General features: G+C 49.0%; 12 protein-coding genes. 2 read left to right on the plus strand and 10 right to left on the minus strand.

The genetic code is table 11. The features are described 5' to 3' along the window. Window positions 1-15 precede the first annotated feature (15 nt). The 3 genes from Q366_RS05790 to Q366_RS05800 are packed head-to-tail and all read right to left on the minus strand — an operon-like array spanning window position 16 to window position 3907. The gene (locus tag Q366_RS05790; protein ID WP_035237189.1) at window positions 16-852 is read right to left on the minus strand and encodes a nucleotide exchange factor GrpE; all 837 of its coding nucleotides are present in this window, start codon (window positions 850-852) and stop codon (window positions 16-18) included. Window positions 853-855: 3 nt separating this feature from the next. Then, entirely contained in the window at window positions 856-1161 is a 306-nt protein-coding gene (locus Q366_RS20090) for a J domain-containing protein (RefSeq protein WP_051957850.1), read from the minus strand. A gap of 40 nt (window positions 1162-1201) precedes the next feature. Further along, window positions 1202-3907: a tetratricopeptide repeat protein gene (locus Q366_RS05800; RefSeq protein ID WP_035237191.1), complete on the minus strand. Its 2706-nt coding sequence runs from the start codon at window positions 3905-3907 to the stop codon at window positions 1202-1204. Window positions 3908-4233: 326 nt separating this feature from the next. Between Q366_RS05800 and Q366_RS05805 the strand changes: the two genes are divergently transcribed. Further along, window positions 4234-4698, plus strand: a complete 465-nt coding sequence (locus Q366_RS05805) for a cytochrome c3 family protein (protein WP_035237193.1) — start codon at window positions 4234-4236, stop codon at window positions 4696-4698. A gap of 209 nt (window positions 4699-4907) precedes the next feature. On the opposite strand, the gene pstB is transcribed toward Q366_RS05805, so the two are convergent. From pstB to Q366_RS05835, 6 genes are all read right to left on the minus strand, one after another. Then, window positions 4908-5735, minus strand: a complete 828-nt coding sequence (gene pstB, locus Q366_RS05810) for a phosphate ABC transporter ATP-binding protein PstB (protein ID WP_084691727.1) — start codon at window positions 5733-5735, stop codon at window positions 4908-4910. Window positions 5736-5770: 35 nt separating this feature from the next. After that, on the minus strand, window positions 5771-6649 hold the full coding sequence (gene pstA / locus Q366_RS05815) for a phosphate ABC transporter permease PstA (protein ID WP_035237195.1): 879 nt from the start codon (window positions 6647-6649) through the stop codon (window positions 5771-5773). Beyond that, window positions 6646-7623, minus strand: a complete 978-nt coding sequence (pstC, locus tag Q366_RS05820; RefSeq protein WP_035237197.1) for a phosphate ABC transporter permease subunit PstC — start codon at window positions 7621-7623, stop codon at window positions 6646-6648. The genes pstA and pstC overlap by 4 nt, the downstream gene beginning before the upstream one ends. 81 nt (window positions 7624-7704) lie before the next feature. Further along, entirely contained in the window at window positions 7705-8739 is a 1035-nt protein-coding gene (pstS, locus tag Q366_RS05825; RefSeq protein ID WP_035237199.1) for a phosphate ABC transporter substrate-binding protein PstS, read from the minus strand. Window positions 8740-8916: 177 nt separating this feature from the next. Beyond that, window positions 8917-9582 (minus strand): hypothetical protein, encoded by a 666-nt coding sequence (locus Q366_RS05830; protein WP_035237201.1) that lies wholly within the window; start codon window positions 9580-9582, stop codon window positions 8917-8919. Between the two features lie 153 nt (window positions 9583-9735). Further along, entirely contained in the window at window positions 9736-11214 is a 1479-nt protein-coding gene (locus Q366_RS05835; protein ID WP_245619883.1) for a radical SAM protein, read from the minus strand. A 429-nt stretch (window positions 11215-11643) separates the two neighbouring features. On the opposite strand from Q366_RS05835, the gene Q366_RS05840 reads away from it, so the two are divergent. Then, window positions 11644-13047, plus strand: a complete 1404-nt coding sequence (locus Q366_RS05840) for a sigma-54 dependent transcriptional regulator (RefSeq protein ID WP_035237203.1) — start codon at window positions 11644-11646, stop codon at window positions 13045-13047. 45 nt (window positions 13048-13092) lie between these two features. On the opposite strand, the gene Q366_RS05845 is transcribed toward Q366_RS05840, so the two are convergent. Then, window positions 13093-14646: a response regulator gene (locus Q366_RS05845; protein ID WP_035237205.1), complete on the minus strand. Its 1554-nt coding sequence runs from the start codon at window positions 14644-14646 to the stop codon at window positions 13093-13095. Window positions 14647-14659 lie beyond the last annotated feature (13 nt).

Below are 14659 nucleotides of genomic sequence, written 5' to 3' on the forward strand. Positions count from 1 at the left end.
ATCCTTTTAAAAAATTTAGTCGGCGACAACCACCTGGGCATACCGTAAAATTTCATTGCCCCTTTTAAAGCCTCCGGATACGGTTTCCACCACCGTTCCCTTTTCCACCCCCTCCGTAGTTCTTGATTCCAGGGCTCTCATCGCCATGGGGTCAAATACGGCGCCCGTGGACGCTATGGGATGAATGCCCAGCAGGGCAAGGGATGCGTCAAATTTTCGGATGGCCATATCATATCCGTCACGGATATTGTCCATGTTTTTCGGTGCCCGCCTGAAAAATCCCTTTTGGGAAACAGATGCCGGACAGGCAGCCCTGCCGCGCACCAGGCTGTCCCGGATATCAAAAAAATATGACACGGTTCTTTTCTCAGTCTCCATTCGAATATTTTGCTCTAAGTCGGCAATCTGTCTTGTCTTTTCATTAAAATGGTCCATGATCTCACCATAAGCGTCGGTCATGGCCGTGATCTGATCCAGGGCCTTTAATGTCCGGTGCTGCTCCCTGTTCTGCATCTTAATTTCCTGTTTTAAGGCCGTAAATTCAGAAAGCAGGGTATAAAGATCACAGGTATCCGGCGTCACAGACAAGGCGGGAGGATCTTGGTCCGGCACCTCGGAAAGCCAGGTTTTAAAGTCCTCAAGAACCTTGGTTTTCCAGGGTTGCATCCCGCCGGTCTCCAATGCGGTCCGGTCTTCGGATATCTCATCCTCATCATCCCAAGATACCCGGGAATAGCCCTTTAAGACAGTTTTACAGCGCTGTATGATCACGCCTTTCATTTTTGTGAAGGAAAAAGCTGTCTTTTTAAACCAGTTCCCGGTCCTTTTTTCTCTGTCAGATGATTTTTCCACCTGCTATTCCATCTCCTTGCCAACGGCGTTTAACAGTTCCTGCAACCCAGGGGTGCGCCGGGTGATTTTAACGCATGAGGCAAGGGTTTCAATGGCCTGCCTGGATTCCACGTTTTTCAGCGCAAAAAACAGCTTTGTTGCGGCCCGGGTTCTTGCATCCTTGATGGACTCATAGGCGCTTGTGATCTTTTGAAACATTTCAGGATCTTTTTCCGGGCTGTGGGTCTTTACCAGCAGAAGGTACTTTTTTCGGATTTCCAGATCCGTTGCATTAAGGGATAACCCCAGAACAAGATAAGATTTCAGCATATTTCTTCCTTACAAATTTTTTTAGGATTGATTTTGTGCCTTACTGAAGAAATATGATTTTGGCTTCCCGGGACAATTTCTTTTTGCCCTCATCTTTAAAAATAAGATTGAGTATCAAAATCAACCCATTAATTTCATGATTTTTCTTCATCAAATCCTTTTTACATCTATTTAATACGGATGTGGATGCACCGCGTAATCCCTCGCTATCAATAATTTCTTCTATCTCGTTTTTCAAATGTTCAAACATCCCCCAAAATTCTTTGGGATCTTCCCGCTTCAGCTGCTTTCCCTGGTCTGCAAAAAGATTTTTCAGAAAAGGATCTTTGAAATGCTCAAAATCCAACATGTCTCCTGGAAGGGAATCAAATGGATTAAATTTTTCATCATCATCATCATCGTCGTCGTCAAACAGATCGTCAAACAGATCATCGAACAGATCATCTAATAATTCAAATTCAAGGTTTTGGAGCGCATGGCGGTAGGGACCATGGGTATGACGGGAAAGGCGCTCTCCGGCAGCCTTGAATTTTTTCTTCATTTCAGGATCTGCATCTTCCACCAAATCCATGAGGCCATCCACATCCCAGTCATTATCCTGGATACCTTCCAGGACAAGGGCGTAAAATGTCAACAGATCATGGCCAGGTTCTTTTTTTCCTTTTCGGGTCCGTCTCAGCAATTCAAGGTGAAAGGGGGTCACATGATCCGCTGAAAGAACCCGGTCCATAAGCCGGATAAGATCGTCATCGTTCAGGTGCTTGAGTATTCCGTTTTCGGTCGCCAAAAACACCAGGTGAATTTTAAGGCTTGCAAAAATATGTTGCCACTCCCGCGGGAAAGGGGTGAGAAGTGCCAGCAGCTCTTCCGAACTCAGGCCCGGAACCTGCCCAAGTTCGTTTTTAAACAAGGACTTGATTTTGTGAGATACCTTTGAATTATTTTTTTGGGGTTTATCCTGAACATCCATGCGAAGCATGGAAACAAGTCTAAGCCTTTGGAATAAAGAAAATTGATCCAGGTTTAATCCAATGACCTTTTCAGTCATTTCAGGGTGTTCACAAATCTGGTAAAATAACTTCTTTTCTTGTAAAAGAAGGGCATTGGTACCGGCATCAAGGTTCTGTGCTTTTTCCAGATCCTGCCGGGCACGTTGATAATTGCCTTTGTTAAGGCTCTTGTCAGCGGAGATGACAAGGGCGATAATGTGCATATCCTGAACCCGGCTGTCATAGGGGGCCAGTTCCATGGCTTTTTTAAGTATATTTTCGGCTTTCCTGAAGGCGTTTTTGCCATGATACAGCGAGGCCAGTTCAATGCAGGGGTAGGGATCATCGGGGAAGGTCTCACACATGGAAAGCAACAGCCCCTCCTTGATCTTTTTGGCTTCCCTGGTACTGACATTCATTCGGGCCACCAGTTCATACAGTTCTCTGTTGCCGGCATCACACTGGAGTCCCCGGGCCGCACACTGCATCCAGAGGCTGTCAATCCCTTCACCGGGAGAAAAACCGAATCGTGCTGCGGTTTTGTCGCTTAGCCTCATCAACTCCTCCTGGATTCTTTCCGAAAAATCAGCCCTGCACACATAGAGAAAAATGGCAGACTCCGCCATGGCAAGGGCCTGGGGATCTGAATCCGTTTTTTTCAGATGGTCAAGGTATTGCGCCGCATTATCCAGCGGGTTGTTCATGGATAAAATTTTCCGCTTGGCTTCCAGCAATGCGGCATCCCGGGGCAGCAGGGCTTTTTCAAGTGCCATGAACGTCCTTTCATTGGAAAGATCCTGCTGCCATAATGTTTCCACAAGATATTGCGTGGCATATTCCGGGTCATCCGGCAGGATCTGTTTTGAAAAGGCCGTGATCAGTTGCTTCATGGTGTTGTCAAACTGTTTTTTTTCTTCCCGTTCAATGATTTTTTCAGCCGTATCCCAGACGTCCAGCGCTCCTTGCCACAGGCATGCCGCAAGGGTTTTATTTTCTTTGATGCAGGTTTTTTCGTTTACGGATTGAACCGTTGCCCCAAGCACGGCTGCAATTTCAGCGAACACGGATGCTTCAGGGATCAGGGAAATAGCCTTGTACATGTTTTTGTCATCTTCCTGTCCAAACAGCGCCATGGCTCTGCAAAACATGCGGATATGTGCAAAGGCGGAATTTCTCGGCAATGCCTTCATTCCGTCAGATGCCTGCTGCCATTGGCCTTTATCCATCAAGGGAATGCATGCCTTAACAATAGCGGCATCCCGGGAAATAAAGAACGGGGCTTGTTTTTTATCCAAAAAATCCCAAGACCCTTGGTTTACCAGCCGGTCGGCAAGCAAAACACCCACCAGAGGATCCGCTCCTTTGAGGGCAACATATTGTTCTGCGTAGTCAAAGGCTTTTCCGATATCACACAGTTCAATGACCAAAGCGATGCCGGGCTGATCCATAACGTCGGGGGTCGGCAGATAGTTCATGCCCTGTTTTTGTAATAATGCGGCCTCCTCCGGCATGTTTTTACGGGCAAGTTCCTTTGCTCTTTGCATATACGCTACAAACAATTTGCAATGCCCTACCCGGACCTGGTCTTCTGACTTTGAATTTTTAATGGCCAGTTTATACATTTTTATGGCCTCCCGGGGGTTTTTACCGAACGTGTGTTTATCTCCTTTTTCCACAAGATCATCAAACGCCAAGTTTGCAATGTATCGCTGCTTTTCTTTTATTTTTTTTCTGGTATTTTTATTTCTTTTTGCCATTCACATACCTTGACCGGACTTAATCTCGATCCGTCCTTTGATGGGAGTTCATCCTTGATGGTTTACTCTGTTCGTTCCGGGCTTGGGGCCCATGTGGGGTATTGAAAATTTCGGATTAAAAGCTGTCATGCGGATACCATATCATATGCTTGCTAATTTTCAATTTCAAATGTGAAAATTCTCGGTGCAATCCGGTTCATTTTGTTGGTATTGACTTTACCCGGGGCTTGGGTGTAAAAAAAACGGGAATAAATTATAAAGATATAATCGGCTGTATCGTCGGTAAAAAGCAATATCGTTTTAACTTTTAAAGGAGAAAAGAGGTTATGAGTAAAAAATTTTTCGCCCTCCTGCTGGCTGCAGGAATTGCTGTGGTTTTCACTGCCTCCGGTATTCAGGCAGGGACCCAGGCAGATGACGTGATCACCATGAAAAGCAAACTTTTAGATGCAAATCGCAAAAAAGGGCCGGATTCAAAAAACCCGTACCAACTGGTTCAATTCGACCATAAAAAACATCATGAAGCGTACAACATTTCCTGCGGCGACTGCCATCATGACAAAGAAGGCAAGCCCCTTGCCGATCTGAAAGAAGGAGATGATGTTCAAGAATGCGAAGTATGCCATACCCACGCAACACCTGGCGACAAAAACTTCCAGGGAAAATACAAGAAAAAACCTGTTGACATCATGCACCTTGAATCCGCCATCCATGAAAACTGCGTGGGCTGTCACAAGGAAAAAGGCCTGAGCGTCGGCACTAAATGCGGCGACTGCCATAAGAAAATGTAATTATTCCGGCGGACGGTTAATTTAACGAACCGTTTACACGGCATATATTTAGAAAATATATTTAGAAAGGGGAAGGCCGGATGGTCTTCCCCTTTTTGCGTGTCACACTGCTTAAAGGCGTTTCCAGGATTTCAGGTTGCCCAAAACGACACCCCCTCTGGGAAAGCATCTTTTCCAGGGGGGCGCTTAATTGTGCAAAGGGAGCCGGATCAGGAGAACTCGCCGTGCAGGTATTCTTTGGTCAGCTCTTCCTGGGGATTTTCAAACACTTCTTTGGTGGGCCCCATTTCAACAAGGTAGCCTGTACGGCCGCCCTTGGAGATGTCCACGGCAAAGAACGCGGTCTGGTCAGCCACACGGACAGCCTGCTGCATGTTGTGGGTGACGATGGCAACGGTGAACTGTTTTTTCAGTTCCACCATCAGCTCTTCGATCTGGCGGGTGGCAATGGGGTCCAGGGCGGAGCAGGGTTCGTCCATGAGAAGAACACGGGGTTCCGTGGCAATGGCCCTTGCAATGCACAGGCGCTGCTGCTGGCCCCCGGAAAGGGACAGGCCGTTGTTTTTAAGTTTGTCCTTTACCTCTTTCCACAGGGCTGCACTTCTAAGAGCCTTTTCAACCTTTTCGTGCATGTTCCCTTTATACCGGTTCAAGCGCAGGCCAAAGGCCACGTTGTCAAAGATGGACATTGAAAACGGGTTGGGCTGCTGGAACACCATGCCGATGTTCCGGCGTACAGATACGGGATCAATATTTTTATCGTAGATATTGATCCCGTGAAAGTGTACATCCCCCACAAACCGGAATCCCCGGATCAGGTCGTTCATGCGGTTGATACTCTTAAGCACCGTACTTTTACCGCAGCCCGAGGGTCCGATAAAGCCGGTGATCTGGTTTCTTTTTATGGGTACGTGGCTGTCCCGGACAGCAAGGAAATCGCTGTAAAAAATCTGATGTGCTCTGCAATCCAATGCAACATCTGCCGGCAGGTCGTTTTCATAGGCTTCGTTTGCATCCACTTCTTTTAATGCTTCCATGAGCGTTTATACTCCCTTATTTTTTTGACCTAAAATTACAGTTTTGTTTTACCACCCATGCTGCGGCTGATGATGTTGAGAACAAATACCAGGACGACAAGGATCAGCGATGCGGCCCAGGCCAGTTCAATGAGATTTTCATAGGGACTGGATGACCAGTTGTAGATCAGTACGGCCAAGGATGCTGTGGGATTGTTGGGAGAAAGCCAGCTTTCTGAAAAAAGGGCCGTGAACAGCAACGGCGCGGTTTCTCCGGCAGCCCTGGCCACGGCAAGGACAACGCCTGTTATGATGCCTGGCATGGCAACAGGCAAAATAACCTTGACCAGACTTTGGGCTGGGGTGCATCCCATGCCGTAGGCTGCTTCGCGCATGGGGTTTGGCACCATTTTAATGGCTTCTTCAGCCGTGAGCATGACGGTGGGGATCATCAGCAGGGAAAGGGCGATGCCCCCGGCCCATGACGAATAATGGCCCATGACAAGGACAACGACGGCGTAGGCGAAAACACCGGCAATAATGGACGGAAGACCGGTCATTGTTTTTGCGCAGAATCTGGCAGTTTCTGAAATTTTGCTGTGGGGATCAAGTTCTGCCAGATAAACCGCTGCCAGAATGCCAAAAGGGATACTGATCAAACCGGCAATGCCCACCATAAAAGCGGTACCGAGAATCGCATTGCCGAAACCGCCGACGCCATGGGCGTCAAAGGCACCCGGAGGCAGGGTGTAAAACAGTTCAAGGGTCAGTCGTTTACCGCCGCGGTATATCAGCAGGATAAGGACTGAAAATAAAGGAATACATGCTGTGATCGCGCAGGCAATAGTGATGGCACTTAAAATGATTGACTTAAGCGCTCTGGGTTCCATGGGCTGACGTTCCAGTTGCGGTAGTTGAAGGCCGGTCTGGCTCATCTTCTATCTCCTCCCGGTGTTGCCTTGGTAACAATGACAGCACCTGCAATGTTAACGATCAGGGTAATCAGCAAGAGCACACAGGCGGCATACATGAGCGCACCGGTTTCAAGCCCGACATTTGCTTCCGGAAAAGTGTTGGCCAGAAGGGCTGCAATGGTGTCTGCCGGGGCAAAAAAGGACAGGGTCAGTGTGGACATACTGCCCACAAGCATGGCAAGGGCCATGGTTTCACCAAGGGCCCGGCCAAACCCCAGTACAAGCGCACCGAAAATACCACCGGATGCTGTGGGCAGCATAACACGCAGGATGGCTTCCCAGCGGGTGGTGCCCATGCCAAAGGCGGCTTCCTTGGTTTTATGGGGTATGGCTTTGAAGGCGTCCTGGGAAATGGCCGCAACCGTAGGCAGGATCATGATGGACAGCACCAGTACTGCCGGAAGAAGGCCCAGGCCCGAAAGCCGGGTGGAAAAAAAAGGAATCCATCCCAGGTATTCGTGCAGAAAATTGGCTAAAGGACGGATCAGCGGAACCAGAACATAAATGCCCCACAGCCCGTAGACAACGCTTGGGATAGCGGCAAGCAGTTCAATAATATTTTTTAATGCAAATTCAACTTTATATGGAAGAAAATCCTGGGTGATGAATATTGCAATGGTAATTCCGAAAAAACCACCGAGAATAAGGGCAAGAAAGGAACTGTAAATTGTTCCCCAGATCTGGGGAAGAATCCCGTACACATTTTCGCTTGAGTTCCAGACAGAAGTGAACAGAAATTTAATCCCCAGATCAGGGAACGCCGGCAACGCTTTTCCGCCGATTTTATAGACGATGAACGCCAGCAGGAAAATAGTGGCCCAGGTAAAAGCCCGGGTTAAGAACCTGAATGATTTGTCAAAAAAAATGTCGCCCGGGGTGGGCGGTTTGGATAATGTCCTGCCACCGACATTACCCAAGAATTCATTGTCGGCCATTTTTTTAAGTCTCCGGATAAGAAACAGGGCACTTTCCCTTTTTTAAAGGAAAGTGCCCCTGATCAAGAAAGAAAATTGTTTTTACTGAATGTTTTTAGAAGCTTCCCTAACTTTTTTTACAACACTTTCAGGAAGGGGAATATAACCGGCTTTGTCAGCAATTTTCTGACCGTCATCCAGGCAGTATTCGACCATTTTGCGCAGGGCTGCAGCGGTGTCTGCATCTTTGTTCTTTTTGTAGAACAGCATCCAGGTGAAGGTTGCAATGGGGTAGGATGCATCGCCTTCAGGATCGTTGATGAACACGATCATATTTTCAGGCAGAACAGCGTTGGCAAGGGCTGCAGCACCGCCTTCAGGTCCGGGGCATACAAATTTGCCGGCTTTGTTTTCCAGGCATGCCATGGGCAGTTTGTTCAGCTTGGCAAAACCGTATTCGGTATATCCAATAGCACCCGGGGTCTGGCGGATGGCAGAAGACACGCCGTCGTTCTTTTTGCCTTTTACCATGTTGGTGCCGGGCCACTGAACCATTTTGCCCTGGCCGACAGTGGATTTGAAATCAGAAGAAATAGCGCTTAAGTGACCGGTGAAGCCAAAGGTGGTACCGGATTTGTCAGAACGGACAACAACGGTGATGGGGGTGTCAGGCAGGGTCAGGCCGGGGTTGGCATCAGCGATTTTGGCGTCATTCCATTTGGTGATTTTGCCCAGGAAAATTTCGGGATATACGCTCCGGGGCAGTTTGATGCCGTCAATGCCGGGCAGGTTGTAGGCAATAACAATTTCGCCTGCGGTCATGGGCAGCAGCTGAACACCCTCGGGCACCTGGTCAATTTCGCTCTGCTTCATGGCTGCATCACTGGCGCCGAAATCAACGGTGTGGGCAATGAAGTTTTTGATGCCGGAACCCGAACCGATGGACTGGTAGTCTACTTTGATTTCTCCATTGGTTTTTTGGGCAAGATCTTTGAACCATTCGCTGTAAATTGGTGCAGGAAAGCTGGCACCGGCACCGGTAATTTTGGTTTCACCTGCAGTTGCGGAGCCCGCAATCATGAAGGATGCTGCAACGGCAGCGGATAAGGCAACATTAAATAACGATTTGAATTTCATCTGTTTCTCCTGTTGTTAACGTTTTAAACTGCACTTTTGGTTAAGAATCAACATGATGAGTATTACTACTATTCAAATGTTATGATTTTGTTAAGATTTAATGAGGGGAGTGTAAGTCAAGAAAATCGGGGCTGACGGCGTGCTGGGGCAGGATTTTGAACACCCTGATTGCAGGTGTCATGAAGGACGCAGCAGCAATTCCGGGTTGGCCTGGGCTTCAAGAAATGTTGCAAAGTTTTTTTTGATTTTCGGCAATTTGTATAATTTGCCGACCAGGTCCTTTTTAGTGGCTTTGGCAAGGCTTGAGGGGTCAAAATATGCCTTGGCATTATCCACGGTCAGCACAAAAGGGGGTTTGCCGTTACGCACGAGAATATGACTCATCAGCAGTGCGCCGGTCCGGTGGTTGCCTTCGAAAAAAAGCTGGGGCTGGCTGACATGGAGAATATACATGCCGGCGGCGCGTTTCCAGGCTGGGACATGTTTATGATTCTTTGCCCAGGAACGCAGATCCTTGATGCAGAATTCTTTCTGGCCGTAAAAGCGGTCGCTTGTGGCCAGGATGTGCTGCTGGAAATCCTTTCTTTTTTTCAAATCCTCCCCGCACAGGACAATATGGTTAAGTTCAAGGAAATGGTGCAGCCCGGTCTGTTCCACCAGGCTTAAATCCTGTTCGAGCAGGGTGTTGATGTAGCGGTAGCCGGCAAGCATGTTTTCGACAATTTCATCCCGCATGGGTTCCCGGCGCATATCCAGACTGTCGTTAATATGTTCGAAATTTTTCTGGACCGTCCTCAGATAATATTCCACTGCCTCAAGATTAATCCTGAATTTAGAATGCATTTTTCCACCAGGTTGTAATGGTCAACAGATAGGGGCAGGCACAATTGCTTATGTTCCGCCTGTAATGAGAACCCCCAAGTCAGGCATACATTAGAGCAGGCATCCGGTTTTTGTCAAGGTGCATAAAAATTCTCCCCGGAGACGATCCGCATATTAAAAATAGGGCGCAAGGCCCGGGGAAAATTTTTCAAAGCTGCAAATTTTTTCTTCAAGTACGGGATCAAGACCGGATTGTACCAGAGTGGCATATGGTTCATTGGGGAATAAAAATGTTTCCGCAAACCCTGGAATTTGCCGACCGGCAATTCGAATGCCCGGGTGCTGGTTATCTTTTTCAATAATGACATGGCTGTCTTTATTCAGCTGGACTGGTATATGCGGGTAGCGCATTGACGGGGCAGCACGCAAAGCGGTGGAATGGTATTTCAGTGTCAGGGTTAAATCTGAAAGATTCAGGCTGTTGGGCCACAGGCTCCGGGGGATGGTGATGCCATCTTTGCCGGCGGTCCAGTCCGTTCCTTTTTTGCCTCTTGTTTCAAGGTATCTTGCAACGGCGCCGGTCTGGTTCGGGTCTCCTGAAAGGGTCATGGTCCGGATAAACCCGGTGGCTGTGATGTCTTCCCATGCATGTTTGATCAGATCGGCATTTCGTTTCCTTGCCGCAGCTTTCTGGAACTGCTGGCGATAGGTGAATGCGCAGTAGTTTATGGGCAGATTGATCTCATTTCTCAGGCTGTGCAGGATAAGCTCCAGGGCCGCAAGCTCGGTTTCAAGGACAGACACGCCGGGACCATGCAAAAAGGTGTAGCCGTGGCTGATCAGTTTTGGCAGGTTGAAATGGGTGCACCGGATCTGGTGAAGATTGAGAAAATTGACCCCCAGGCCGGAAAGAGATTTTAAAAGGGGCTTTGTCCTCTCCAGATCCTCGGGGATCGCCGGCATTTCAACCGTGACAACAGGAATGATTCCCACGGCCTTTTTCAGGCTGTCCAGGGCGTAGTCCGCGGCTGGCAAATCAAAACGGATTTCTTTAAGACCTTTGTCTCTAAGGATTTTCAGCCGGTCTGTGGTGACAAGGGTGCCGTTGGTATACATCCAGATATGGGAAAGATCAGGCACCTCCCGGCCAAGGATGTCTAAAAAACAGATGATCCGGTCAAAGCTGATCATGGGTTCCCCGCCGCTGAATGCCACGCCCCGGATACCAAATTTTTTGACATAGTCGGCATAGTCTTTGGGCCGTTCAAATTCAATTGAGCTTGTCATTGGCGGGCCCTGGTCCTTTTGTTCCGATGGACAGTAAAAACATCGGGCATTGCAGATGCCGTTTATGAACAGGCATGACCAGGTGCCTTGTCCGCACAGGGCACAGCCCGGGGAGATCGCATGGGTATACAGTTTGGTCCCGGCAAATTCCCACCGGGCCTGGGTATGGGTGGATATCTCATCAAGCAGTTCCCTGCGCAGGGCTTGGGCTGCCCTGGCTGCCCCGGGTGAGATCCAGGGCATGGTGTGGTAAAGGTCGGGGAATGCTTTGCGGGTTTGGTGGATTTGGGCGGCCATGTCCATAGATTTCACCTTTGCTGTAATCACATTTAAAAGTGCGGGAGGATTCTGCAGGATGGATGCCATGGGGTGGGCAATGCCATAAACTTAAGCATTGAATATTTTATTTTACCATGAAGAACATGAAGAGCATGAAGAATATATACCGAAAAAGCAATCTTCATGTCCTTCATGCTCTTCATGGTTTTAATTTGGAAGCCTCTTAACTTTATGGCATTGAAGGCAGGCTGAAGGATGGCGGATGAAAGGAAATAAAAAGAAGTAATAGTTCCTGTTTATAATTTTATCGGAATTTATAGTTCTATGCCGTCAGGGTGCCGGGCCTGGTAGGAGGCGCTTGTCAAATAAGCTTGTCTTTATGAATCCTTTTTTGTAAACAGGGGATCGTAAAAGGAATTAAAGAATCCGAATATCGGAACAACCTGTTATCAGAGTCGGGGATCAGGGTTGAGTATCAGGGTTGAGTATCAGGGTTGAGTATCAGGGTTGAGTGACGTGAAAAAACTTCATTTTATTGTCAGGCAGGCATCGCATATGGGGGATCTGCATCAGCACCTGGCACCGGTATATGACATTGACAGCAGCAGCCGGCTGACAATTGCCCTGCAGGTGCTGCGCCACCGCCGGCCGGAATTTGTATTTCTGGATATTCAGCTCCTTCAACAGGCGGCTTCAAAAAGCAGTTACAAAGCCATTTTTCAAACCATAAGCCTGGTATGCCCCAATGCAAGTATTATTATCATGGCCCCGTCTGAACTGCTTGCCGAGGCTGTCAAAATCGTCCGTGACGGTGCTCAAGCCTATCTGACCTATCCCCTGGTGCCTGATGAAATCAGGCTGGTGGTGACCCGTATCATTGAGCAGAACCGGGCAGCGTCGGAACTCAATTATCTGCGGGAGCAGGTCTGGCAGGAAAACGCGTTTGACCTGCTTCACACCAAAAGTCCGGCCATGAAATCCGTATTTGAAAAAATCCGGGCTGTGGCTGCCACCAAAAGTACGGTGCTGTTGACTGGTGAAACCGGAACCGGTAAAGGATTTACCGCCCGGTGCCTTCACAATCTCTCTTTAAGAAAAGATGAACGGTTCATTGAGGTGCATTGCGGGGCCATTCCCGATACCCTGGTGGAGAGCGAACTGTTTGGCCATGAAAAGGGCGCCTTTACCGGGGCTGTCAAAAGAAAGCTGGGGAAGTTTGAGATTGCCAAAAACGGGACCATTTTTTTGGATGAAATCGGGACGATCACGCCCTCGGCCCAGATCAAACTGCTCCAGGTTCTCCAGGACGGCACCTTTCACCGGGTGGGCGGAGAAGAGCAGCTCCAGGCGGATGTGCGCATTCTTGCTGCGACCAATGCGGATTTGAAACAATTGTGTGATGAAAAGCGTTTCCGGTCGGATCTGTATTACCGGCTCAATGTTTTTCCGGTTACCCTGCCGTCCCTGAAAGAGCGGAAGGAGGACATTCCCCGGCTGGCGGAGGCGTTTCTGGGAAGGCTGAATACCTTCCATTCAAAAACCATTTCAGATGTCCATCCCCAGGTTCTTGAGGCATTCCTTGCCTATTCATGGCCTGGAAATATCAGGGAGCTGGAGAATGTGCTGGAACGGGCCTTTATTTTGGAAAAAACAAGTGTACTTCGCCCTGAAAATTTTCCTGCGGAACTGTTTACCCACAAAGCTGAGTCCCTCCCGGATACCATTGATCTGTCCCTGGGCCTGGCCCGGGTCAGAACCCGGGAGGCAGCCAGAGTTGAACGCCGGTACCTGGATTTGATGCTGACCCGGTGCAAGGGGAAAATAAACGCTACGGCAGAGGCTTCCGGCATTACCACCCGGCAGCTTCATAAATTGATGAAAAGGCATTGTCTGGTTAAAGAAGATTATAAAAACAGATAGGTGCTGTCTGGCTTCCGTGATGAACACCTCCAGGAAGGGATCAAGTTACCCTAGCACTTCCTTTATTCGCGCGCCAAGATCGGCAAGGAAATACGGTTTCTGGATCAAACCGGCGCACCCGAGTGCTTTAAGCGCTTCCGCCTCCTCGGCAAGGTCCTGGCCACTTGAAAAAATCACCTTGACGCCGGGATTGATCTTGATAAGGCCCTGGATACACGCTTTCCCGTCCATTTCCGGCATGGCGATATCGAGAAGGACCAGGTCGATCTCAGAATGGCGGTCCTTGAATAAATCAACGGCTGCAGCACCGTTGGACGCGACGCAGACCTTATAATTGAGTCGTGCCAGAATCTCGCTTACCAGGTTGAGGATACATTTTTCATCGTCCACCACCAAAATGGTCTCCTCCCGGCCCATGATGTTCTCCATGTTCTTGGGCGCATGGGGTTTGGACAACCGCCTGCCCATGGGGAAATAAATTTTAAATACTGTGCCCGCATCAATCTCACTATACACGTCTATCCACCCGTTCATCTTCTTGACGTTGTTCCAGACAATGGAAAGTCCCAATCCCGTTCCTTTTTGTCTGCCCATCTGCTTGGTCGTGAAAAACGGTTCAAAGATCCGGTGCCGTATCTGCTCAGGCATCCCCTTTCCGCTGTCCCGGATCTCCAGAAGAACATATTTTCCTTCACAGAGGTTGGGATGGGTGAGCAGGTAATTGCCCGCCACCTCGACGGACCGGTACTTCAGGATGATGTCTCCCCCATCGGGCATGGCCTCGGAGGCATTGATGCACAGGTTGAGGATGATCTGATTTAAAAGCGTACTATTCGAAATAATGAGCGCGGGGTACTTGGGTGCATCAAGACTGAATTTCACATTTTGGGGCAGGGTGTGGCGGAGGATATTGAGCGAATCCGAGAGCACCTGCCCAATCTCAATCAGCTCCATCTTATCCCTTTCCCACCGGCTGAAGGAGAGAAGCTGCCTGACCAGGTTCGCCATTTGCTTACTGGTTGCGATGATGTTGTCCAGGTCCGCTTCGACTTCCCGGCCGTGGGATTTCATCTTTGCAAAATCCGCATATCCCATAATAGCCATCAGCAGGTTGTTGAAGTCGTGGGCGATGCCGCCGGCAAGAACTCCGAGGGTTTCCATTTTCTGGGCCTCCTGGAGCTGTTTTTCCAGGACCGCCCGTTCTTCGGCAGCCCTGAACCGCTCCAGGGTGCTGTGGATGGTCCGTCTCAAAAGATCCGGGGTAACCTGGTCCTTGACGAGATAGTCATCCGCACCGGCCCGGGTGATCTCGGCGGCGACTCTCTGGTCCCCCTGGCCGGTCAGTACAATGATCGGTCTTTTTTCACCGCTCTTTCTAAGGGCGTTGATGACGTCAAGCCCGGTCAGGCCGTCCAGGCAATAATCCACGAACAAAAGGTCCAGGGCACATCTTTTAACCTCTGTTCGAAACGTCTCCCACCGGGTGAACGGGGTAAAATAAATGTTCCATTGGGGAATTTGCTTCAGGGTACGACGGAACAATTCCAGATCCCCGTCGTCATCGTCCAGTGCAAATATGATGAGTTTTTGTTCATCCATGGATAACTCCAAT

The sequence above is a fragment of the Desulfobacter vibrioformis DSM 8776 genome, assembly GCF_000745975.1.
Taxonomy (GTDB): Bacteria; Desulfobacterota; Desulfobacteria; order Desulfobacterales; family Desulfobacteraceae; genus Desulfobacter; species Desulfobacter vibrioformis.

What these genes read in the sequence shown, in the direction of transcription:
- Q366_RS20090 (WP_051957850.1), bottom strand. Translation starts at nt 1,161, where the DNA reads ATGCTGAAATCTTATCTTGTTCTGGGGTTATCCCTTAATGCAACGGAT.
- Q366_RS05800 (WP_035237191.1), bottom strand. Translation starts at nt 3,907, where the DNA reads ATGGCAAAAAGAAATAAAAATACCAGAAAAAAAATAAAAGAAAAGCAG.
- Q366_RS05805 (WP_035237193.1), top strand. Translation starts at nt 4,234, where the DNA reads ATGAGTAAAAAATTTTTCGCCCTCCTGCTGGCTGCAGGAATTGCTGTG.
- pstB (WP_084691727.1), bottom strand. Translation starts at nt 5,735, where the DNA reads ATGGAAGCATTAAAAGAAGTGGATGCAAACGAAGCCTATGAAAACGAC.
- pstA (WP_035237195.1), bottom strand. Translation starts at nt 6,649, where the DNA reads ATGAGCCAGACCGGCCTTCAACTACCGCAACTGGAACGTCAGCCCATG.
- pstC (WP_035237197.1), bottom strand. Translation starts at nt 7,623, where the DNA reads ATGGCCGACAATGAATTCTTGGGTAATGTCGGTGGCAGGACATTATCC.
- pstS (WP_035237199.1), bottom strand. Translation starts at nt 8,739, where the DNA reads ATGAAATTCAAATCGTTATTTAATGTTGCCTTATCCGCTGCCGTTGCA.
- Q366_RS05830 (WP_035237201.1), bottom strand. Translation starts at nt 9,582, where the DNA reads ATGCATTCTAAATTCAGGATTAATCTTGAGGCAGTGGAATATTATCTG.
- Q366_RS05835 (WP_245619883.1), bottom strand. Translation starts at nt 11,214, where the DNA reads ATGGCATCCATCCTGCAGAATCCTCCCGCACTTTTAAATGTGATTACA.
- Q366_RS05845 (WP_035237205.1), bottom strand. Translation starts at nt 14,646, where the DNA reads ATGGATGAACAAAAACTCATCATATTTGCACTGGACGATGACGACGGG.